Genomic DNA, 20079 nt, shown 5'->3' with positions numbered 1-20079 from the left:
ACGTGATTGCGAGTCTGCTGGTCGCCAACCGGGGCGAGATCGCCTGCCGGGTCTTCCGCACCTGCCGCGAGGCCGGGGTGCGCACCGTCGCGGTGTACTCGGACGCCGACGAGAACGCCCTGCACACGCGGGAGGCGGACGCGGCGGTACGGCTGCCGGGTTCGACGCCCGCGGAGACGTATCTGCGGGGTGATCTGATCGTGCGGGCCGCGCTGGAGGCCGGCGCGGACGCGGTGCACCCGGGGTACGGGTTCCTGTCGGAGAACGCGGACTTCGCGCGGGCGGTGACCGAGGCCGGGCTGGTGTGGGTCGGGCCGTCCCCCGAGGCGATCGAGGCGATGGCGTCCAAGACCCGGGCCAAGAAGCTGATGGGGCTCGAACCCCTGGAGCGGGTCACCGGGGCCGACCTTCCCGTGCTGGTCAAGGCCGCCGCGGGTGGCGGTGGCCGCGGGATGCGGGTCGTCCGCGAACTGGCCGACCTGGACGCCGAGATGGAGGCGGCCCGGGCGGAGGCGCTGAGCGCCTTCGGCGACGGCGAGGTGTTCGTCGAGCCGTACGTCGAGGGCGGCCGGCACGTCGAGGTGCAGATCCTGGCCGACGCGCACGGCACGGTCTGGCCGCTGGGCACCCGGGACTGCTCCCTCCAGCGCCGCCACCAGAAGGTGATCGAGGAGGCGCCCGCCCCCGGGCTCGGCGACGAACTCACGCGGAAGCTCTACGAGTTGTCCGTGCGGGCCGCCCGCGCGGTGGACTACGTCGGCGCCGGCACGGTCGAGTTCCTGGTCGCCGGCGGCACCGCGCACTTCCTGGAGATGAACACCCGGCTCCAGGTCGAACACCCCGTGACGGAGGCGGTGTTCGGGGTCGACCTGGTGGCGCTTCAGCTGCGGGTCGCGGAGGGGGAGCGGCTGGAGGGCGAGCCCCCGCCCGCCCGGGGCCACGCGGTGGAGGCCCGGCTGTACGCCGAGGACCCGGCGGCCGCCTGGGCGCCCCAGACGGGCACCCTGCACCGGATCGCGGTCCCGGACGCGGTCCGGCTGGACACCGGGTTCGCCGACGGCGATCAGGTCGGCATCCACTACGACCCGATGCTCGCGAAGGTCGTCGCGCACGGCGCCACCCGCGCGGAGGCCGTGCGGAAACTGGCCGGCGCCCTGGAGCGGACCACGGTCCACGGCCCGGTCACCAACCGGGACCTGCTCGTACGGTCGCTGCGCCACGAGGAGTTCGCGGACGCCCGGATGAACACGGGTTTCTACGACCGTCACCTCGCGGCGCTGACCGAGCCCGCCGCCGACCCGTACGCCCCGCTGGCCGCCGCCCTCGCCGACGCGCACGGGCGCTCGCGGTTCGGGGGCTGGCGGAACCTGGCCTCGCAGCCGCAGACCAGGCGCTACCGCGTGCACGGCACCGAGCACGAGGTCCACTACCGGCACACGCGCGAGGGGCTCGCGGCCGACGGGGTGCGCGTGCTGCACGCCGACGCCGGCCGTGTCGTCCTCGAAGCGGCGGGCGTACGGCGGACGTTCGAGGTCGCCCGGTACGAGGGCGGCCAGGTCTTCGTGAACGCGACCGCGCTGACCGAGCTGCCCCGTTTCCCCGACCCGTCCGCGGACCGGGCACCGGGCTCGCTGCTCGCACCGATGCCCGGCACCGTGGTCCGGGTGGCCGAGGGCCTGGCCGAGGGCGCCTCGGTGCGGGCCGGCGAGCCGCTGCTGTGGCTGGAGGCGATGAAGATGGAGCACAGGATCTCGGCGCCGGCCGCGGGGACGCTCACCGCGCTGCACGCCGTGGTCGGACAGCAGGTGGAGGTGGGCGCGCTGCTGGCCGTCGTGGCGGAGGACCCGGAGCCCGCCGGGGACCCGGATCCCGACGCCGGCTGACCCGGCGCCCCCACCCCTCGCACCACTCACATGCCCCACCCCTCGCGCTCCGCACGCCTCACGTGCGGCCCGCACCTCACGTACCGCCCGTCCTGCCCGTACCGCCCGCAACCCTCGTGCTCCCGCACTTTCCGTACCTCCGTATACCTGCGTACCGAGGAGCCCTCATGAGCCCTGTCACCGAGACCGACGAACACAAGGCGCTCCGTTCCGCGGTCGCCGCCCTCGGCAAGCGCTACGGCCGCGCGTACCTCACCAAGGCCGTCGCCGAGGGCGGTCACCCGGACGAGCTGTGGGCCGAGGCGGGCAAGCTCGGCTATCTCGGCGTGAACCTCCCCGAGGAGTACGGCGGCGGGGGCGGCGGCATCGCCGAACTGTCCATCGTGCTTGAGGAGTTGGGCGCGGCCGGCTGTCCGCTGCTCATGCTCGTCGTCTCGCCCGCCATCTGCGGCACGGTCATCGCCCGGTTCGGCACCGAGGAGCAGAAGCGGGCCTGGCTGCCGGGCCTGTCGGACGGCACCCGCACGATGGCGTTCGGCATCACCGAGCCCGACGCCGGCTCCAACTCGCACCGCATCACCACCACCGCCCGCCGCGACGGCACCGACTGGGTCCTGAACGGCCGCAAGGTGTTCATCTCCGGCGTCGACATCGCCGACGCGACGCTGATCGTGGGCCGTACCGAGGACGCGCGCACCGGCAGCCTCAAGCCCTGCCTTTTCATCGTCCCGCGTGACGCCGAGGGCTTCGGGAGGCGGCAGATCGACATGGAACTGGCCAGCGCGGAGAAGCAGTTCGAGCTCACCCTGGACGAGGTGCGGCTCCCGGCCGACGCCCTGGTGGGCGACGAGGACGCGGGGCTGCTCCAGCTGTTCGCCGGGCTCAACCCGGAGCGGGTGATGACGGCCGCGTTCGCGATCGGCATGGGCCGCTTCGCGCTCGCCAGGGCCGTCGAGTACGCGCGTGAACGCACCGTCTGGAAGGCGCCGATCGGCGCCCACCAGGCCATCGCCCACCCGCTCGCGCAGGCCCACATCGAGCTCGAACTGGCCCGGCTGATGATGCAGAAGGCCGCGTACCTGTACGACGAGGGCGACGACATCGCGGCGGGCGAGGCCGCCAACATGGCCAAGTACGCGGCCGGGGAGGCCTGTGTACGGGCCGTCGACCAGGCGGTGCACACCCTCGGGGGCAACGGCCTCACCCGGGAGTTCGGTCTCGCCTCCCTGATCACGGCGGCGCGCGTGTCTCGTATCGCACCGGTCAGCCGGGAGATGATTCTCAACTACGTCTCCCACCAGACCCTGGGTCTGCCCAAGTCGTACTGAGCGCTCTAGGAGGAACCGTGTTCCGCAGCGAGTACGCAGATGTCCCGGCCGTCGAGGAACCCATCCACGAGGCCGTCCTGGGCCGGGCCGCCGAGCGCGGCGACGCGCCCGCGCTCGTCGACGGCGTCGACGGCACCACCCTCACTTACGCACAGGTCGACCAGTACCACCGGCGGCTGGCCGCCGCGTTCGCCGAGGCGGGACTGCGCAAGGGCGACGTGCTCGCCCTGCACAGCCCCAACACCATCGCCTTCCCGGTGGTGTTCTACGGGGCCACCCGGGCCGGGGCGTCCGTCACGACCGTGCATCCGCTCGCCACGGCCGAGGAGTTCGCCAAGCAGTTGCGGGACTCCTCGGCCCGCTGGATCGTGACCGTCTCGCCGCTGCTGGAGACGGCCCGCCGGGCCGCCGAACTCGCGGGCGGCGTACGGGAGATCTTCGTCTGCGACCAGGCGGAGGGCCACCGGTCCATGCTCGACCTGCTCGGCAGCACCGCCCCCGAACCGTCGGTCGACATCGATCCGGTGGAGGACGTGGCGGCGCTCCCGTACTCCTCGGGCACCACCGGCGTCCCCAAGGGCGTGATGCTCACCCACCGTTCCATAGCCACCAACCTCGCCCAGCTCTCGCCGGCCATGCCGATGGACACGGACGACCGCATCCTCGCCGTGCTGCCGTTCTTCCACATCTACGGGCTCACCGCCCTGATGAACGCGCCCCTGCGGCAGGGCGCCACCGTGGTCGTGCTGCCCCGCTTCGACCTCGACACGTTCCTCGGCGCCATCCAGAAGCACCGCATCACGGGTCTGTACGTGGCGCCGCCGATCGTCCTGGCGCTCGCCAAGCACCCGGCCGTCGCGGAGTACGACCTGTCGTCCCTGAAGTACATCCTCTGCTCGGCCGCGCCCCTGGACGCCGCGCTCGCGGCAGCCTGTTCGGCCCGGCTGGGGCTGCCGCCGGTCGGCCAGGCCTACGGCATGACCGAACTGTCGCCCGGCACCCACGTCGTCCCGCTGGACGCCGAGAACCCGCCCCCGGGAACGGTCGGCAAGCTCGTCGCGGGCACAGAGATGCGCATCGTCTCCCTCGACGACCCGGACAAGGACGTCGGCGTCGGAGAGCCCGGCGAGATCGTCGTCAGGGGACCCCAGGTCATGAAGGGCTATCTGGGCCGCCCCGACGCCACCGCCGCGATGATCGACCCGGACGGCTGGCTGCACACCGGGGACGTCGGCCATGTGGACGCCGACGGCTGGCTGTTCGTCGTGGACCGGGTCAAGGAGCTCATCAAGTACAAGGGCTTCCAGGTCGCCCCCGCCGAACTGGAGGCACTGCTGCTCACCCACCCCGGCATCGCCGACGCCGCCGTCATCGGCGCCTACAACGAGGACAACAACGAGGTCCCGCACGCCTTCGTGGTGCGCCAGCCCTCCGCCGCGGACCTGTCCGCGAACGAGGTGATGCTGTACGTCGCCGAGCGCGTCGCCCCGTACAAGCGGGTCCGTCTGGTCACCTTCATCGACGCCGTCCCGAGGGCCGTCTCCGGGAAGATCCTGCGCCGCGAACTGCGAGGCCTGTCATGACCGTCGTCCGCACGGAACACGAGCGGGGCGTCACCACGCTCACCCTCGACTCGCCCGCCACCCGCAACGCGCTGTCGGCCGTCCTCGTGGGCGAGCTCGCCGACGCCCTGACCCGCTGCGGCAAGGACAACGACGTACGCGCCGTCGTCCTGACCCACACCGGGAACACCTTCTGCGCGGGCGCCGACCTGCGCGACCCGCCGCCGCCGGAGGCCTTCGTCGGTCTCCTGCGCCGGATCGTCGAGCTGCCCAGGCCCGTCGTGGCCCGGGTGGCCGGACACGTCCGGGCCGGCGGCCTCGGCCTGCTCGGGGCCTGTGACATCGCGGCGGCCGGCCCGGCGGCGAGCTTCGCCTTCACCGAGGTACGGATCGGGGTCGCGCCCGCCGTGATCTCGCTCCCGCTGCTGCCCCGCGCCGACCCGCGCGCCCTCGCCCGCTACTACCTCACCGGCGAGCGCTTCGACGCCGCCGAGGCCGTGCGCACCGGGCTCCTCACGGCGGCCGGGGACGACGTGGACGCCGTCCTCGCGCCCGTCCTCGACGGGCTGCGCCGGTCGGCCCCCGAAGCCCTCGCCGAGACGAAGGCGCTGCTCACGGCTAAGGTGCTGGAGACCTTCGACCGGGACGCGGCGGACCTGACCGCGCTCTCGGGCCGGCTGTTCTCCTCCCCGCAGGCCCGCGAGGGGATGACGGCCTTCCTCGAACGACGGGATCCCGCATGGGTGGTGTGAGCGCGACGGACCACGGGGCACGTACTCCGCACGTCCCCAAACAGGACCGCAGCCGGGCCACCCGGCAGCGGCTCCTGGCCGCCGCCGTGGCCTGCCTCGCCGAACACGGCTGGGCGGGCTCCACGGTCTCCGTCGTCGCCGAGCGCGCCGGAGTGTCCCGCGGCGCCGCCCAGCACCACTTCCCCACCCGCGAGGACCTCTTCACGGCGGCCGTCGAGTACGTCGCCGAGGAACGCTCCAGCGCCCTGCGGGACCTGTTCCCCGACGGCCCCGCCGACCGGCGGGCCGTCGTCGCCGCCCTCGTCACCCTCTACACCGGACCGCTGTTCCGCGCCGCCCTGCACCTGTGGGTCGCGGCCTCGAACGAGGACCAGCTCCGGGCGCGGGTCACCGAGCTGGAGGGCCGGGTCGGCCGCGAGAGCCACCGGATCGCGGTGGACCTGCTGGGTGCCGACGAGTCCGTGCCCGGGGTGCGCGAGACCGTGCAGGGCCTGCTCGACATGGCCCGCGGCCTCGGCCTCGCGAACCTGCTCACCGACGACACCGCGCGCCGCGAACGGGTCGTGGCGCAGTGGGGCACGATCGTGGAGGAGACGCTCGGCTGAGCCGCCCCGGCCCGCCGGTCAGGGGCTGAGCCGCTCGATCCGCCAGCTGCCGTCGGGCTCGGCCGCGTAGCGCAGCCGGTCGTGCAGGCGGTTCTCCCGGCCCTGCCAGAACTCGACCGTCCGCGGGGCGATCCGGAAACCGCCCCAGTGCGGCGGCACCGGCACCTGCTCCCCCTCCGGGTAGCGGGTGCTCAGCTCCGCGTACAGAAAGTCCAGCTCGTCGCGCCCGGCGATCACCTGGGACTGCGTGCTCGCCCAGGCGCCGAGCTGGGAGCCGTGCGGGCGGGTGCGGAAGTAGGCGGCGGTCTCGTCCCGGCCGGTGCGCCGCGCGGTCCCGGTGACGATGACCTGCCGGGCCATCGGGTGCCAGGGGAAGAGCAGCGAGATGTACGGGTTGCGGGCCAGCTCCTGGGCCTTGCGCGAGTCGTAGTTGGTGTAGAAGACGAAGCCCTGCTCGTCGTAGGCCTTGAGGAGCACCGTGCGGGAGCTGGGCCGGCCCTCGGCGTCCGCCGTGGAGACGATCATCGCGTTCGGCTCGTGTATGAAGCCGTGCAGCGCGGCCTGTGCCGCCTGCTTGAACCAGCGGGAGAACTGCTCCATGGGGTGCGCGGCGACATCGCCCTCGTCGAGGCCCTCGGCGCGGTAGTGCGCGCGCATGGAGGCGGGGTCGTCGGCGATCTCCTCGTGCGAGGCCTCGGCGGCCTCGGCCGCGGCCTGGATGAGGGGCTCGGTCGTGGATTCGTCCGGGAAACGATCGTTCACGCGGTCATCCTGCCGTATCCGGGCCCGCACGTGCGGTGGGCGGGCGGGAGGTGTGCTTCGTCACGCGATGGCACTCAGTGCCGCGTACTCTCCCTAAAGATGGCACTCGGGGATATCGTGCTGATGCCGTTCCGGTTGGAGGACCAGTCGTACGGGGCATCACCGGGGTGACCGCTTTCGGACCGCGAGTCGGCGGAGACCGACCGAAGAACATTCGGGAGTCTTCACGGACGACCGTGGAACCGGCCGGCGCAGCACCTCACCGTCGACCGCACCCCTACAGGGGCGCACGGTCACCTCAACCCCGACAACACCATCCGTCGCACACATCACGAGGAGCCGCCTGATGTCCGACTTCGTACCCGGACTCGAAGGAGTCGTCGCGTTCGAGACGGAGATCGCCGAACCCGATAAGGAGGGCGGCGCTCTCCGGTACCGGGGCGTCGACATCGAGGACCTCGTCGGCCACGTCTCCTTCGGCAACGTGTGGGGACTCCTCGTCGACGGCGCCTTCAACCCCGGTCTGCCGCCCGCCGAGCCGTTCCCGATCCCCGTCCACTCCGGTGACATCCGTGTCGACGTGCAGTCCGCGCTCGCCATGCTCGCGCCCGTCTGGGGCCTCAAACCCCTCCTCGACATCGACGCCGAGCAGGCCCGCGACGACCTCGCCCGCGCCGCCGTCATGGCCCTCTCGTACGTCGCCCAGTCCGCCCGCGGCCAGGGCCTGCCGATGGTCCCGCAGAACGAGATCGACAAGGCCCACTCCGTCGTCGAGCGCTTCATGATCCGCTGGCGCGGCGAGCCCGACCCCAAGCACGTCGCCGCCGTGGACGCCTACTGGACCTCGGCCGCCGAGCACGGCATGAACGCCTCCACCTTCACCGCCCGCGTGATCGCCTCCACCGGCGCGGACGTCGCCGCGGCGCTCTCGGGGGCCGTGGGCGCCATGTCGGGCCCGCTGCACGGCGGTGCCCCCTCCCGGGTCCTCGGCATGATCGAGGAGATCGAGCGCACCGGCGACGCCGACGCCTACGTCCGCCAGGCCCTCGACAAGGGCGAGCGCCTCATGGGCTTCGGCCACCGCGTCTACCGCGCCGAGGACCCCCGCGCGCGGGTGCTGCGCCGCACCGCGCGCGAGCTGGGCGCCCCCCGCTTCGAGATCGCCGAGGCCCTGGAGAAGGCCGCACTCGCCGAGCTCCACGCCCGACGCCCGGACCGCGTCCTCGCGACGAACGTCGAGTTCTGGGCGGCCATCGTCCTGGACTTCGCCGAGGTCCCGGCGCACATGTTCACCTCCATGTTCACGTGCGCCCGTACCGCGGGCTGGTCGGCGCACATCCTGGAGCAGAAGCGCACCGGCCGTCTGGTGCGCCCCTCCGCGCACTACGTGGGTCCCGGCTCGCGCGGCCCCCGGGAGATCGAGGGCTACGCGGACATCGCGCACTGACCGTGCGCGACGGCCGGTGTCCGCCGCCGGCCGTCACGCCGGAGCGAGCAGCTCCGCGTGGTGGCGGGCGGCGGCGAGCGGGTGCGCCCGCAGCTTGCCCTTGAGCTCGTTGAGCCCGTACTCGGCGAACAGCGGGTTCGACGGGTCGTCGGTGACACCGGGCGCGGCGGACGCGTGCGGGAAGGGCAGCGGCTCGATCCTGGCGTCGAGGCGCGGGTTGTAGAAGAACGGCACGGAGAACCGCTCGGTGGCCCCGGCCGGGCTCACCACCCGGTGGTTGGTCGCCAGCAGGTACCCGTTGGTGGCGACCTCCAGGAGCTCGCCCAGATTGACCACGAAGGCGCCCGGCAGCGGCGGCACGTCGTGGAAGCGGCCGTCCTCGCGCTCCACCTGGAGCCCGCCGATCCGGTCCTGGAGCAGCAGGGTCAGGAACCCGTAGTCCTTGTGCGCGCCCACGCCCTGGCCTGCTCCGTCGCCGGCGCTCCCGGGATAGCGCACCAGCTTCAGATGCGGATGTGCCCGCTCGCCGAAGACCGGGTCGTAGAAGCCGGCGGGGGCGCCGATGGCGGTCAGCAGCTCGCGCAGCAGCCGGGCCGCGACCTCGCTCAGCCGTTCCATCCAGGTCAGCGCGGCGGTCCGCAGCTCGGGCAGGGCGGCCGGCCACTGGTTCGGCCCCTGGAGCCACCAGTAGGCGGGCTCGCCGGGGCGCGGGGGCCGCGCCGGCCGTTCGGCGCCTATGTCGAGCTGGTCCCGCCAGTCCTGGCTGCCGCCGGTGCGTTCATCACCCGTTCGGGTGTATCCGCGGAAGTGCGGCGAGCCGACGTTGTCGAGGGCCAGCCGGTCGGCCTCGGGGAGCGCGAAGAACCGGCGCATGGCTCCCAGCAGGGCGCTGGTCTCGGCCTCGGTCACGCCGTGTCCGACGAGCTGGAAGAAGCCCACGTCGTGGGCGGCGCTGTGCAGCTGGGCGTGCAGCAGCGCCCGCGCCTGGGGTCCGCGGCCGGCCGCGGAGAGGTCGATGATCGGGAGCTGCTGGTACGAGGGGAGGCTCCGCCCGTTCGGGGCAGGCCGGAAAGACGTGTTCGTCGTCATGAGATGCGTCCGCGGGGTGTACGGGGACCCGGACGGCCGCCAGGGGTGGGGCGGGGGCCACGGGTGCCGGGGCGAGGAGAGAGGGCTGCGCGAAGGGGGCCGGTCAGGCGGAGCGCCGACAGCCCATGCTCGTGACGCGCACGAAATCCACGTGGCGGCGTCGGACGAGCATCGGAGGCATGGGCACAGCGTACTGCTGTCCCCGCGATGGGCCTGTGGCCCGGGTCACACCGGGCGGTCCGGGTGCCGGAGAGGACCGGGGGCCGGTGGGGTCCGGGTGCCGGAGGGGCCGGGAACGCGAACGACCCGTGAGCTCGGGTCCCTCCGCCTCGCGGCGACGGGGCCGGCCGGACGTACCGGCGAGCTCACGGGTCGGGTGACTGCGTTGGATTGGGCCGGCTGCATGCGCTGCGCGCATGCCGGTCCGGCGCCGAACCGAGTCCGACAACGGGCCGTCAGCCCGCAGCCACCTCGTATGTCCGGGTTTCCGTCATGAGCCGAACCACCTCCTCTCCTACGTGGGATCCACTTTAGGAACACATCCCGGGGGCCTCAAGCGATTTATCCGGGAGGTGTCGGGCCCGGGATCTCGGGGAGGCGGGAGGTCCGGGAGCGTCCGCGGTACGCAGGGATTTCCCTCATCTTCGAGGAACGAGGTGTGTGCTGGGTCACGTTCGAGTTGAATGGTGATGAGCGAGTGATGAGCGAGTGAACTGTCGCGCCCTTCGCACGGACGCAGTCAGCAGGGGGTCCAGGTGAGTGCATCCCGGCGTAGTGGGACCACCGACGAGCTGGGGCCGGACGAGCCCGAGCGGGACGGCTCGGATCTGCTTGCCGCGCTGCTGGACGGCATGGACGCGGCCCTGTGCGCTTTCGACGCCGACGGGGTCCTCACCCACTGGAACCGCGAGGCCGAGCGCATCCTGGGCTGGACCGCGGCCGAGGCGGTGGGCCGGCGCGGGTTCGCCGGCTGGGCCGTGCGGACCGCGGACGCCGAGGAGGTCGAGGCCCGGCTGATGTCCGCGATGGAGGCGCCGGGCCGCCAGGTGCAGGAGTTCGCGCTGCTCACCAAGGAGGGCGGCAGGGTGCTCGTGCGCACCCAGTCCGCCGCCGTGCGCGGCCCGGACGGCAAGCCCGCCGGGGTGTACTGCGCCTTCAGCGAGGTGCACACCCAGATCGACCTCGAACGCTCGATCGCCCTGAGCGAGGCGCTCTTCGAGGACGCGGCCTGGGGCGTGGTGCTGGTCGACGCGGACCTGCGGCCCGCCGTGGTCAACGCCCACGCCGCCCAGGCCCTCGGCGCCGGACGCGGCTCCGTCCTCGGCCGGCCGCTGGGCGACCTGCTCTCCCAGGGGGTCGAGGAGCTGGAGAGCGCCCTCACCCACGTGCTGTCCGAAGGCGCGCCCCCGGCCCCCGCGGAGATGTGGGTCAACGTGCGCACGCCCGAGGGCGGGCGGCGGCGGTGCTGGCTCAGCGGCTTCGTACGGCTCGCCTCGCCGCTCGCGGAGGAACCCGTGCCGCTCGGCGTCGGCTGGCTCTTCCAGGACGTCACCGAGGCCAAGCAGACCGAGCAGGAGGCCGCGCTGCTGCGCTTCCGCGCCCATCAGCTGCACCGTGCCGCGCGGGCCGCCGCCGAGTGCGAGAGCCCGGCGGAGGCCGCCGCCGTCCACCTCGACTTCGCCCTCGCCGGCTTCGCCGACCACGCCCTGGTCGACCGGGTGGCCGGGGGCGGCCCGGCGGACGGGCCCGTACGGCTCGTCCGTACGGTCGCGACGCCCGCCGGGGCGCCCGGGCCGAGCCAGGTCACCGGCAAGGCGGGACTGCCGCTGCGGTACGGGGAGGGGCACCCCGCGCTCCAGTGCGTGGACCGCGCCGGTTCGGTACGGGCCGACGCGGCCGCCGCCGACCCCGAGCGGGCCCGCGAGTGGGCGCTGGCCCGGCAGTGGCCGCGCGACTCCGTGCACGCCCTGTGCGCGGTGCTGCGCAGCCGCGGGCGGACGCTGGGGGTCGTGACGTTCCTGCGGAGCGCGGGCCGCAGCCGGTTCGAGCGCGCGGACGCGATGTACGCGGAGGACGTGGCCGTACGCATCGCGACGTCCCTGGACCTGGCGGACCTGGCGGATACCCCGCAGACCTGACGGACGGCCCCTGAGGCCCACGGCGCCGCGGCTCCAGGCCCCTGCCCCTCGACGCCCCCGGGCCCCTGTTCCGGTTCCGGTGGGCGGCCGGGGCTCAGCGGCGGTAGAAGATCCGGTCCCCGTACTCGGTCATGATGCGGGTGTTCCACTCGTGGCCGCCGTCGACGTTGCCCGAGCGCAGCAGCGGCGGCTCGACGCCGCGGTCCGCGAGGGCGCCCGCCGCCGTGGCCATGACGGCCTGGAGGAGGGCCGAGGTGACGACGGTCGACGCGGGGGCGAAGGGGGCCTCGATCGAGTCCACGGTCAGCTCCGCGTCGCCGATGGGGATCCGCGAGTCGAGGACGAGGTCGCAGTGGTCCTTGAGATAGGTGCCCGACACATGGCGCGACGACGTCTCGGCGGCGTAGGCGACGGAGGTGACGCCGATGACCTTCACCCCCAGGGCGCGCGCCTTCATGGCCATCTCCACGGGCAGCGCGTTGCGGCCGGAGAGCGAGATGATCACCAACAGGTCGCCGGCACGCAGCGGACTGGAGTCGAGGACCGCGCTCGCCAGACCGTCGACCCGCTCCAGGGCGGAGCCAAGCGTCGCGGGCATGACGTCGACGCCCACCACTCCCGGCACCGTGAGCAGGTTCATCAGGGCGAGGCCGCCCGCGCGGTAGACGACGTCCTGCGCGGCGAGCGAGGAGTGGCCGGCACCGAAGGCGAAGAGCCGGCCGCCGCCCACGACGGTGTCGGCGATCAGCTCCCCGGCCGCCTCGATCTCCCCGGCGTCCTCGTCCCGCACCTGCCGCAGCAGGCCGATCGCCGCGTCGAAGAACTGCCCGGCCAGCTTGCTGTCGCTCATCGGCGGAGCCCCTTAGAAGTCTCGTCGGCTTGGACGTCTCGTCGGCGCCGGGTCGGCGCGGGGCGGGCGGACGGCTGAACCGGTCGCCCGGCGCGGCCGTACTCCCGTCGTGTCGCGGATCACGTTGCGGTCTGGACCACTGCCCTGTCAATACGGCTTGCGGTGGCGCTCCCGGGCGCGACGGCGGGGCGCGCGCGGGCCGGTCCTGTGCCCCGCACACGCGGATTCCGGGGCGATCGGTGCCAAGCGGTTCGAACGGCGAGGCACGGTTGTCAGTGCTATGCGTCAGAATTGAGTTCAGGGCCAGCGCACACGCCGGTGGGCCATCGAGTCTCCGGCAGAGCTAATCGAGGGGCACGAATGTCCGGACTGATCGACACCACGGAGATGTATCTCCGCACCATCCTCGAACTGGAGGAGGAAGGCGTTGTCCCCATGCGCGCCCGGATCGCGGAGCGGCTCGACCAGAGCGGCCCGACGGTGAGCCAGACCGTGGCGAGGATGGAGCGCGACGGTCTGGTGGCGGTGGCGAGCGACCGGCATCTGGAACTCACCGACGAGGGGCGCAGGCTGGCCACGCGGGTCATGCGCAAGCACCGCCTCGCCGAGTGTCTGCTCGTCGACGTGATCGGCCTGGAGTGGGAGCAGGTGCACGCGGAGGCCTGCCGCTGGGAGCACGTGATGAGCGAGGCGGTGGAGCGCCGCGTGCTGGAGCTGCTGCGCCACCCGACCGAGTCGCCGTACGGGAACCCGATCCCGGGCCTGGAGGAGCTGGGCGAGAAGGACGGCGCGGACCCGTTCCTGGACGAGGGCATGGTGTCGCTGTCCGAACTGGACCCGGGTCTGGACGGCAAGACCGTGGTCGTGCGCCGGATCGGTGAGCCGATCCAGACGGACGCCCAGCTGATGTACACGCTGCGGCGGGCGGGCGTGCAGCCCGGTTCCGTGGTCAGCGTGACGGAGTCGGCCGGCGGGGTCCTCGTCGGCAGCGGCGGTGAGGCCGCGGAGCTGGAGCCGGACATCGCCTCGCACGTGTTCGTCGCCAAGCGCTGACTCCTTCCGGTACCCGCGAGGGGCAGTTCCCGGGCGCCGGCCCGGAGGCCGGCACCACCGGCCTTCCCGCCGGCGCCCGGGGGCCCGCCGGACACCGGGGGAACCACCCGGCCCGTACCGCCCCGGGCGTGTCAACTGCTGTGACGGCAGTGGCAGTTGTGATGTTTCCGCGACCTTGTCGAAACCAAGATTCAGTGTGCCGAATCGCAGCGCCGGGACCGTTTGCGTGCGAGGCTGTCGCGTGAGGCATATGACCTGAGGGCTCTTGACCGTGTCCGGGAGCGATCGTGCACGGTCGGGGAGGGGCGTGAGGATGTGCCGCAGACGCGGAGAGGGCCCCGGCGCCTTCCGGCGCCGGGGCCTGTCCTCCCCTGTGCTGACCCGGAGCCCCGAGCTCCCAGGGTCATTCCCTTCGGACCGTTTTCCCCGAGCGGTCCGCCTCCCGCAGAAGATCTCCCCCGGGCGACGGCCGTCAATCCTGGTGGGCGGTCACTCGAACGAGGGGTGTTGCAGGCGGAAAGGCCAGTTTCGAATCCGCATTCGATAACGTGAAGGCGTGCGAGGCGGTCCGAGCGAGCTAGGGGGGTGCCCATACCGATGGTGCGGCGCATCGACGTGACAGGAGCGGGTGGAGTGCGCCTCGCTGCCTGGGAGTTCGCCGATCCTCCCAAGGACGAGGACCGGCCGGGGGCGTCCGGGACGCCCGGCGTGCTGTTACTGCACGGCCTCATGGGCCGCGCCTCGCACTGGGCGTCCACCGCCCGCTGGCTCTCCGAGCGGCACCGCGCCGTCGCCCTCGACCAGCGCGGCCACGGCCAGAGCGACAAGGCCCCGGAGGCCGAGTACACCCGCGAGGCCTACGTCGAGGACGCCGAAGCCGCCCTCGACCAGCTCGGCCTCGGACCGGCCGTCGTCGTCGGCCACGCGATGGGCGCGCTGACCGGCTGGCAGCTCGCCGCCAAGCGCCCCGACCTGGTCCGCGCGCTGATCATCTGCGACATGCGGGCCTCCGCGCTCGGTGCCGCCTCCCAGCGCGAGTGGGAGGACTGGTTCAGGGCCTGGCCCGTCCCCTTCGCCACCCTCGCCGACGTACGCAAGTGGTTCGGCGAGGACGATCCCTGGGTGGAGCGCCGCAACCCCGCCCGCGGCGAGTTCTACGCCGAGGTGATGCACGAGTCCTCCGACGGCTGGCGCCCCGTCTTCGAGCCCGGACAGATGCTCAAGTCCCGCCAGACCTGGGTGTACGACGCCCACTGGGAGGAACTCGCCCAGGTCCAGTGCCCCGCCCTGGTCGTCCGCGGCCTGGACGGCGAGCTCGGCCGGGCCGAGTCCCAGGAGATGGTCCGGGTACTGCCCCGCGGCCGGTACGCCGAGGTCGCGGACGCCGGCCACCTCGTCCACTACGACCGGCCCGAGGCCTGGCGCGGCGCGATCGAGCCGTTCCTGGACGGCGTGCTCACCGGCGGGATCCGCTGAGCCTCACCCCTTGCTGACGGCCGCCAGGATCTCCGGCAGCCGCCCCGCCGTCCGGGGCGCCGCGAGCCTGAGCCCCAGCAGCGTGATCAGCGCCCCGTAACCCGCGCCCACGGGCAGCAGCAGCCAACTCCAGCGGTCACCGTCGGCGCTGACGTTCAGCCAGACCGTCAGGGCGATGACGGGGGCGGCGAGCAGGGCGGCCGAGACCATGCCCCCGAAGATCGCGATCCACGCGAGCCCGCCCTGACCGGGGGCCACGTTCTTGTAGCCCTCCTGGGGGATGGAGTACGGGAAGCGGGCCGAGGACCAGGCACCGGTCGCCAGCATCGCCCCGAGCAGCGCGAAGGAGAGGCCCAGCACCTCGGGCAGCTTCCCCCAGGCGCCGAGCAGCCCGGTCGTCACCACGGTCACCAGCGTCGCGTACGGCAGGGTGATCAGCAGCAGCGCCAGCGCGCGCCCGCGCAGCTCGACATAGGCGTCACGGGTCGAGGAGATCGTCAGCGCGACCATCCAGAAGGCGGACGTGTCCTGCCCGAACTGGTTGTACATCTGGATCCCGAGCATCCCGGCCGCGAAGCACGCGAAGTACACCGAGCCGGTGCCCTGGAGGGCGTTGAACACCGGCACGATCAGACCGATGGCCAGCGAGGTCACCCAGGCCGCCTTCGTCTTCGGATCACGCCACACGTACCGCAGGCTGCGTTCCATCACCGTGCCGGTGCGTCCGGCCGGCAGCAGCCGTCCGAGCCCCGACGAACCGCGCTCGCGGCCGGCGGGCTCCGCGGCCTGGAGCGTGGACCCGTCCGGAGAGGTCATCAGCCGGGTCAGATGGCGGGACCACAGCGCCAGCAGCCCCGCCAGGGCGGCCGCGCACAGCGCGAGCTGGACGGCCCCGGCCCCGTAGGACCCCTCGCTCACCGAGTCCACCGCACCGACCGCCGACCCGGGCGGGATCCAGCGCAGCACGTCCGTCACCGGGTCCAGCTTCGACAGCCCGCCCGTCGAACCGAGCCGCTGCGCGCCGAAGTTGACCAGCTGGGCGCCGATCGCGACCACCAGGCCGCTGAGCACCGCCAGATCGCGTCCCTTGCGGCTGGACAGCAGCCGGATGTTCGCGGCGGCGACCGCCCGCGCGAGGGCCACGCAGACCAGCAGCGCGAGCGCGAGGGCGACCACGGCGGTCGCGTACGCCGCCGCCCCGTGCGCGACCGAGATCACCGCGCCGAGCAGCAGACAGAACGTGAAGAGCGGACCGATGCCGACCAGGGAGGCGGCCAGCAACGCCCGGACGAGCGGCCGCGGCCGCAGCGGCAGCATCACCAGCCGCGTCGGATCGAGCGTCTCGTCGCCGCTGGGGAAGAACAGCGGCATGACGGTCCACCCGACCGCCAGGATCACCGTGAGCAGGACGCCGACGGTGTCGGCGTGCGCGTTGCCGCGCAGCGCGATCAGGCCGATCAGCTGCAGCACGGCGACGAGCAGCACAAGGATCGCGGACGCGACGAACGCGGCCCGCCGCCCGGCGGACTGCCGCAGCCCGTTGCGCAGGAGCGCCAGCTTCAGGCGTACGACGACGGGGGTGATCGACGCCGTGGAGACGCCGGCCGCGGCGCTCACCGGGGACCCCCGCCGCCCAGCCAGTCCAGGTCGGCCGTGTTCCCGCGGCCGTGCGCGCCGACCAGCTCCAGGAAGGCCTGCTGGAGCGAGGGCGCGCCGCCGCGCACCTCGGCGAGGGGACCGTGCGCGCGGATGCGTCCGGCCGCCATGACCGCGACCCAGTCGCACAGCGACTCGACGAGCTCCATCACATGGGAGGAGAACACGACGGAGGCGCCGGAGGCGGTGTACCGCTCCAGCACGCCCCGGATGATCTGCGCGGAGACCGGATCCACGCCCTCGAACGGCTCGTCCAGGAAGAGGACTTCGGGGTTGTGCAGGAGCGCGCAGGCCAGACCGATCTTCTTGCGCATGCCCGTCGAGTAGTCGACGACGAGCTTGTGCTGGGCGCCCGCGAGGTCGAGGACGTCCAGGAGCTGGGTGGCGCGCTTGTCGACCTCCGCTCCGGGAAGGCCCCGCAACCGGCCGTTGTACGCGAGCAGTTCGCGCCCCGAGAGCCGCTCGAAGAGCCGCAGCCCCTCGGGCAGCACGCCGATCCGGGCCTTGACCTCCACCGGGTCGCGCCAGACGTCGTGGCCGACGACCTCGACGGTGCCCTGATCGGGCCTGAGCAGCCCGGTCACCATCGACAGCGTGGTGGTCTTGCCGGCCCCGTTCGGTCCGACGAGCCCGATGAACTGCCCCGAGGGAAGCTTTAGATCGATCCCGGCCACGGCGACCTGCTCGCCGAACCGCTTCCAGAGCCCCCGCACACGTACGGCGGGCACGCCGCCGTCCTTCGCTCCCTCGCTCATACAGGCACCCTAAGCGCCCCCGGCCGCCCGCAGCCCGTTCCCACCGATCCCGGCCGATCCCCGGGCTCGCGGGGCCGGGGCGTTCGCTACCGGTCCCGTCCGCACGCGTAGGCCAGCGGGGAGATCAGCTCCTCCACGTCCGGCAGCCAGCGGTTCGCGGGGGTCGGACGGCAGGCCCACTGCACGGCACCCCGGGATCCGACCCGGGTCGGCGGCGCGGCCACGTAGGCCCCCTCGCCGAGCGTGGTGAGGTCGAGCGAGGCCGGGGACCAGCCCAGCGCCCGGACGAGAGGGGGGATCTTCGCCGCCGCCCCGGGCAGCACGAAGAAGTGCATCCGGCGGTCCGGGGTGCAGGTCACCGGTCCGAGGGCGAGCTCCATCCGCCGCATACGGGCGAGCGCGAGGAACCCGGCCGACTCGGGCACCTCGATCGCGTCGAACGTACGCCCCGTGGGCAGCAGGATCGATGCGGACGGCTGCAACGACCAGAGCCGCCCCGCGACGGTCGCGCTGCCGGTCGCCAGGTTCGCCCAGCCCTCGCGCGCCGGATGCGCGCCGGGCGCGGCGCAGGAGGGATCGCCGCAGGAGCAGAGCTGCGCCCCGCCGGCCGCTTCCAGCCAGGTGCCGGGGAACACGTCCCAGTGACGTTCCTCGGTGTAGCGCACGGCTGTTTCCCGCAGCGACTCGCCACGCTGCTGGGGGATCTGTGCGGACTGGGGGCCTGCGATGGTCTCTTCCACGTGGATCTCAACTCCCGCGTCCAGCCCGGGTTACGGGGGACACGCGCGCGGGGGAGGAGCATCGATTCCCCGCCTGGGGCGCATGGATGCATGTGTGGGGGCGCGCGGGGGGAACGGCAGCCGGTTGCGGGTAACCAGGGGTGGGGTCGGGCGATCGCCCTCACCCCGGCAATCCTCGCATGTCTCGCATCTTCGGTATGTCCGCGGGGCATTGATCTTCCTGGCCGGTCGCCCGGACGCGACCGGCCGGTGAGGGCACGTCAACTCGGTGCGCGGGCAGGCACCGCAGCCACAGGGGGGTACGCCATGGCCGCAAGGCCTCTGATCGCCAGGCAGCCGAACGAGCGGCTTCAGGCGCTCATCCAGGAAGCGGGGTGCTCGAACGCCGGGCTGGCCCGCCGGGTCAACATGTGCGGAGCGGAGCACGGGCTCGACCTGCGCTACGACAAGACGTCCGTCGCGCGCTGGCTGCGCGGCCAGCAGCCCCGGGGGCGGGCTCCGGCGATCATCGCCGAGGCGCTGGGCCGCAAGCTCGGCAGGACGGTCACGATCGACGAGATCGGCATGGCCAACGGCAAGAACCTGGCGTCCGGCGTCGGCCTCCAGTTCTCGCCGACGATACTGGGCGCCATCGAGCAGGTCTGCGAGCTGTGGCGCAGCGACGTGGGCCGGCGCGACTTCCTGTCCGGGTCGTCCGTCGCCGCCTCCGCGCTCGTCGAGCCGAGCCGCGACTGGCTGATCTCGTCCCCCGACTCGCAGGTGGCCCGCTCGGCCGGCCCGCGGGTGGGTCTCTCGGACGTGGCGGCGGTGCGCGCGATGACCCAGGCGCTCGTCGATCTGGACCACCAGTACGGCAGCGGGCATGTGCGCCCGGTCGTCGTGCACTACCTGAACAGCGTGGTCTCCGGGCTGCTCGCCGGCTCCTACCGCGAGGCGGTGGGGCGTGAGCTGTTCGCGGCCGTGGCCCGGCTCACGGAACTCGCCGGCTACATGGCCATCGACACCGGCCAGCCCGGGCTCGCCCAGCGCTACTACATCCAGGCGCTGCGGCTCGCGCAGGCGGCCGGCGACCGCGGCTACGGCGGGTACGTCCTGGCCGCCTCCATGAGCCACCTGGCCGCCCAACTCGGCAACCCGCGCGAGATCGCCCAGCTGGCCCGTGCGGCCCAGGAAGGGGCGCGCGGCCGGGTGACACCGCGGGCGGAGTCGATGTTCCACGCCGCCGAGGCGCGCGGGCACGCGCTGCTGGGGGACGCGCGCGCCGCCCAGGTGGCGTCCGGGCGGGCCGTGACGGCCCTGGAGAACGCGGACGCGGCCTCCGGGGACGACCCGGCGTGGATCGCGCACTTCGACGAGGCGTATCTCGCCGACGAGCTGGCCCACTGTCACCGGGACCTCGGCCAGGCCGAGGCCGCCGCGCGGTGCGCCGAGGAGTCCCTGGCCGGCCATCCCGAGTCGCGTGCCCGCCGCCGGGCCATCGGCTATGTCCTGCTGGCCACGGCGCAGGTGCAGCGGCGCGAGGTGGAGCAGGCCTGCCACACCGGTCTGCGGGCCGTCGAACTCCTCGGCACGCTGCGCTCCAACCGCGGGGCCGAGTACCTCGAAGACCTGCAGCAGCGCCTGCTGCCCTTCCGGGACGAGGCCGTGGTGCGGGAGTTCGGGGCGCGCATGGAGCTGCAAGCCGCGGCCTGAGGGCACTCGGGGGCGGGACGCGGGCGGGGGACGGCGGCCGGGGAGCCGGGCACGAGGGACGGGTCCGTCGGCGCGGTGTGATCATTTCTCCTCTGCGGTCCCCGTCCCCGTTCCCGTGAACATATGGCCCGTACTGACGTGAACTCCGGGAAAACGGGAGCGCGGTGGGGGAAGGGAGTGAGATACAGCGCATTCGGGGGCGGTTTCGTTACCCGTGTCACAGGGTGCGGCGGTCGCGCCAGGTGCTGCGTAGCAGCGGGTCGTGGGGACCCGGTAGCGTGAGCCGATGAT

General features: G+C 73.2%; 16 protein-coding genes. 10 read left to right on the top strand and 6 right to left on the bottom strand.

All coding sequences use genetic code 11. The annotated features are described in order from the left end of the window. Nucleotides 1-2: 2 nt before the first annotated feature. The 5 genes from ACFWI4_RS14795 (at nucleotide 3) to ACFWI4_RS14775 (ending at nucleotide 6130) form a co-directional block, all read left to right on the top strand. Nucleotides 3-1883, top strand: coding sequence for an acetyl/propionyl/methylcrotonyl-CoA carboxylase subunit alpha (locus tag ACFWI4_RS14795; RefSeq protein WP_387195363.1), 1881 nt, complete (start codon nucleotides 3-5; stop codon nucleotides 1881-1883). A gap of 167 nt (nucleotides 1884-2050) precedes the next feature. Further along, nucleotides 2051-3211, top strand: a complete 1161-nt coding sequence (locus tag ACFWI4_RS14790; RefSeq protein WP_385395171.1) for an acyl-CoA dehydrogenase family protein — start codon at nucleotides 2051-2053, stop codon at nucleotides 3209-3211. A 17-nt stretch (nucleotides 3212-3228) separates the two neighbouring features. Beyond that, a complete protein-coding gene (locus tag ACFWI4_RS14785) occupies nucleotides 3229-4794 on the top strand; it encodes a 4-coumarate--CoA ligase family protein (RefSeq protein ID WP_387195360.1) in 1566 nt (521 codons plus the stop codon). Continuing rightward, entirely contained in the window at nucleotides 4791-5525 is a 735-nt protein-coding gene (locus ACFWI4_RS14780; protein ID WP_387195357.1) for an enoyl-CoA hydratase family protein, read from the top strand. The genes ACFWI4_RS14785 and ACFWI4_RS14780 overlap by 4 nt, the downstream gene beginning before the upstream one ends. After that, nucleotides 5513-6130 carry a TetR/AcrR family transcriptional regulator gene (locus ACFWI4_RS14775; RefSeq protein WP_387195354.1) on the top strand — a complete coding sequence of 206 codons (618 nt, stop codon included), beginning with the start codon at nucleotides 5513-5515 and terminating at the stop codon, nucleotides 6128-6130. Before ACFWI4_RS14780 ends, ACFWI4_RS14775 begins: the two co-directional genes overlap by 13 nt. An 18-nt stretch (nucleotides 6131-6148) precedes the next feature. Here ACFWI4_RS14775 and pdxH read toward each other — a convergent pair whose 3' ends face one another. Next, nucleotides 6149-6787, bottom strand: a complete 639-nt coding sequence (gene pdxH, locus ACFWI4_RS14770; protein WP_387195453.1) for a pyridoxamine 5'-phosphate oxidase — start codon at nucleotides 6785-6787, stop codon at nucleotides 6149-6151. A gap of 451 nt (nucleotides 6788-7238) precedes the next feature. Between pdxH and ACFWI4_RS14765 the strand changes: the two genes are divergently transcribed. Beyond that, entirely contained in the window at nucleotides 7239-8339 is a 1101-nt protein-coding gene (locus ACFWI4_RS14765; protein ID WP_385395181.1) for a citrate synthase 2, read from the top strand. A 33-nt stretch (nucleotides 8340-8372) separates the two neighbouring features. Here the strand turns inward: ACFWI4_RS14765 and ACFWI4_RS14760 are convergent, their stop codons facing one another. Beyond that, nucleotides 8373-9428, bottom strand: a complete 1056-nt coding sequence (locus ACFWI4_RS14760; RefSeq protein WP_387195351.1) for an isopenicillin N synthase family dioxygenase — start codon at nucleotides 9426-9428, stop codon at nucleotides 8373-8375. Nucleotides 9429-10183: 755 nt separating this feature from the next. Between ACFWI4_RS14760 and ACFWI4_RS14755 the strand changes: the two genes are divergently transcribed. Next, nucleotides 10184-11566: a PAS domain-containing protein gene (locus ACFWI4_RS14755; protein WP_387195348.1), complete on the top strand. Its 1383-nt coding sequence runs from the start codon at nucleotides 10184-10186 to the stop codon at nucleotides 11564-11566. 94 nt (nucleotides 11567-11660) lie between these two features. Here the strand turns inward: ACFWI4_RS14755 and ACFWI4_RS14750 are convergent, their stop codons facing one another. Further along, nucleotides 11661-12416, bottom strand: a complete 756-nt coding sequence (locus ACFWI4_RS14750) for an SIS domain-containing protein (RefSeq protein WP_387195345.1) — start codon at nucleotides 12414-12416, stop codon at nucleotides 11661-11663. 360 nt (nucleotides 12417-12776) lie between these two features. Here ACFWI4_RS14750 and ACFWI4_RS14745 point away from each other — a divergent pair, with 360 nt between their 5' ends. Both ACFWI4_RS14745 and ACFWI4_RS14740 read left to right on the top strand, forming a co-directional pair. Continuing rightward, a complete protein-coding gene (locus tag ACFWI4_RS14745) occupies nucleotides 12777-13469 on the top strand; it encodes a metal-dependent transcriptional regulator (RefSeq protein WP_385395193.1) in 693 nt (230 codons plus the stop codon). Between the two features lie 597 nt (nucleotides 13470-14066). Then, nucleotides 14067-14945 carry an alpha/beta fold hydrolase gene (locus tag ACFWI4_RS14740; RefSeq protein ID WP_387195342.1) on the top strand — a complete coding sequence of 293 codons (879 nt, stop codon included), beginning with the start codon at nucleotides 14067-14069 and terminating at the stop codon, nucleotides 14943-14945. Nucleotides 14946-14948: 3 nt separating this feature from the next. Here ACFWI4_RS14740 and ACFWI4_RS14735 read toward each other — a convergent pair whose 3' ends face one another. The 3 genes from ACFWI4_RS14735 to ACFWI4_RS14725 form a co-directional block, all read right to left on the bottom strand. Beyond that, nucleotides 14949-16562, bottom strand: a complete 1614-nt coding sequence (locus ACFWI4_RS14735) for a transporter (RefSeq protein ID WP_387195339.1) — start codon at nucleotides 16560-16562, stop codon at nucleotides 14949-14951. Further along, nucleotides 16559-17356 (bottom strand): ABC transporter ATP-binding protein, encoded by a 798-nt coding sequence (locus ACFWI4_RS14730; RefSeq protein ID WP_387195335.1) that lies wholly within the window; start codon nucleotides 17354-17356, stop codon nucleotides 16559-16561. Before ACFWI4_RS14730 ends, ACFWI4_RS14735 begins: the two co-directional genes overlap by 4 nt. Before the next feature lie 86 nt (nucleotides 17357-17442). Continuing rightward, complete coding sequence (locus ACFWI4_RS14725; protein WP_387195333.1) at nucleotides 17443-18096, bottom strand: bifunctional DNA primase/polymerase; 654 nt, start codon at nucleotides 18094-18096, stop codon at nucleotides 17443-17445. Between the two features lie 306 nt (nucleotides 18097-18402). On the opposite strand from ACFWI4_RS14725, the gene ACFWI4_RS14720 reads away from it, so the two are divergent. Further along, nucleotides 18403-19788, top strand: coding sequence for a transcriptional regulator (locus ACFWI4_RS14720; protein ID WP_385395204.1), 1386 nt, complete (start codon nucleotides 18403-18405; stop codon nucleotides 19786-19788). Nucleotides 19789-20079: the final 291 nt, after the last annotated feature.

Origin of the sequence: Streptomyces sp. NPDC127038, from assembly GCF_042725875.1 — a bacterium.
In the GTDB taxonomy this organism is placed as follows: Bacteria; Actinomycetota; Actinomycetes; order Streptomycetales; family Streptomycetaceae; genus Streptomyces.
The sequence above is the reverse complement of the archived record's forward strand: the minus strand, read 5'-3'. Positions and strand labels throughout refer to the sequence as shown.

Coding starts and splice junctions, on each gene's coding strand:
- ACFWI4_RS14775 (WP_387195354.1), top strand. CDS start 5,513: ATGGGTGGTGTGAGCGCGACGGACCACGGGGCACGTACTCCGCACGTC.
- pdxH (WP_387195453.1), bottom strand. CDS start 6,787: ATGCGCGCGCACTACCGCGCCGAGGGCCTCGACGAGGGCGATGTCGCC.
- ACFWI4_RS14740 (WP_387195342.1), top strand. CDS start 14,067: ATGGTGCGGCGCATCGACGTGACAGGAGCGGGTGGAGTGCGCCTCGCT.
- ACFWI4_RS14780 (WP_387195357.1), top strand. CDS start 4,791: ATGACCGTCGTCCGCACGGAACACGAGCGGGGCGTCACCACGCTCACC.
- ACFWI4_RS14790 (WP_385395171.1), top strand. CDS start 2,051: ATGAGCCCTGTCACCGAGACCGACGAACACAAGGCGCTCCGTTCCGCG.
- ACFWI4_RS14720 (WP_385395204.1), top strand. CDS start 18,403: ATGGCCGCAAGGCCTCTGATCGCCAGGCAGCCGAACGAGCGGCTTCAG.
- ACFWI4_RS14745 (WP_385395193.1), top strand. CDS start 12,777: ATGTCCGGACTGATCGACACCACGGAGATGTATCTCCGCACCATCCTC.
- ACFWI4_RS14765 (WP_385395181.1), top strand. CDS start 7,239: ATGTCCGACTTCGTACCCGGACTCGAAGGAGTCGTCGCGTTCGAGACG.
- ACFWI4_RS14760 (WP_387195351.1), bottom strand. CDS start 9,428: ATGACGACGAACACGTCTTTCCGGCCTGCCCCGAACGGGCGGAGCCTC.
- ACFWI4_RS14730 (WP_387195335.1), bottom strand. CDS start 17,356: ATGAGCGAGGGAGCGAAGGACGGCGGCGTGCCCGCCGTACGTGTGCGG.
- ACFWI4_RS14750 (WP_387195345.1), bottom strand. CDS start 12,416: ATGAGCGACAGCAAGCTGGCCGGGCAGTTCTTCGACGCGGCGATCGGC.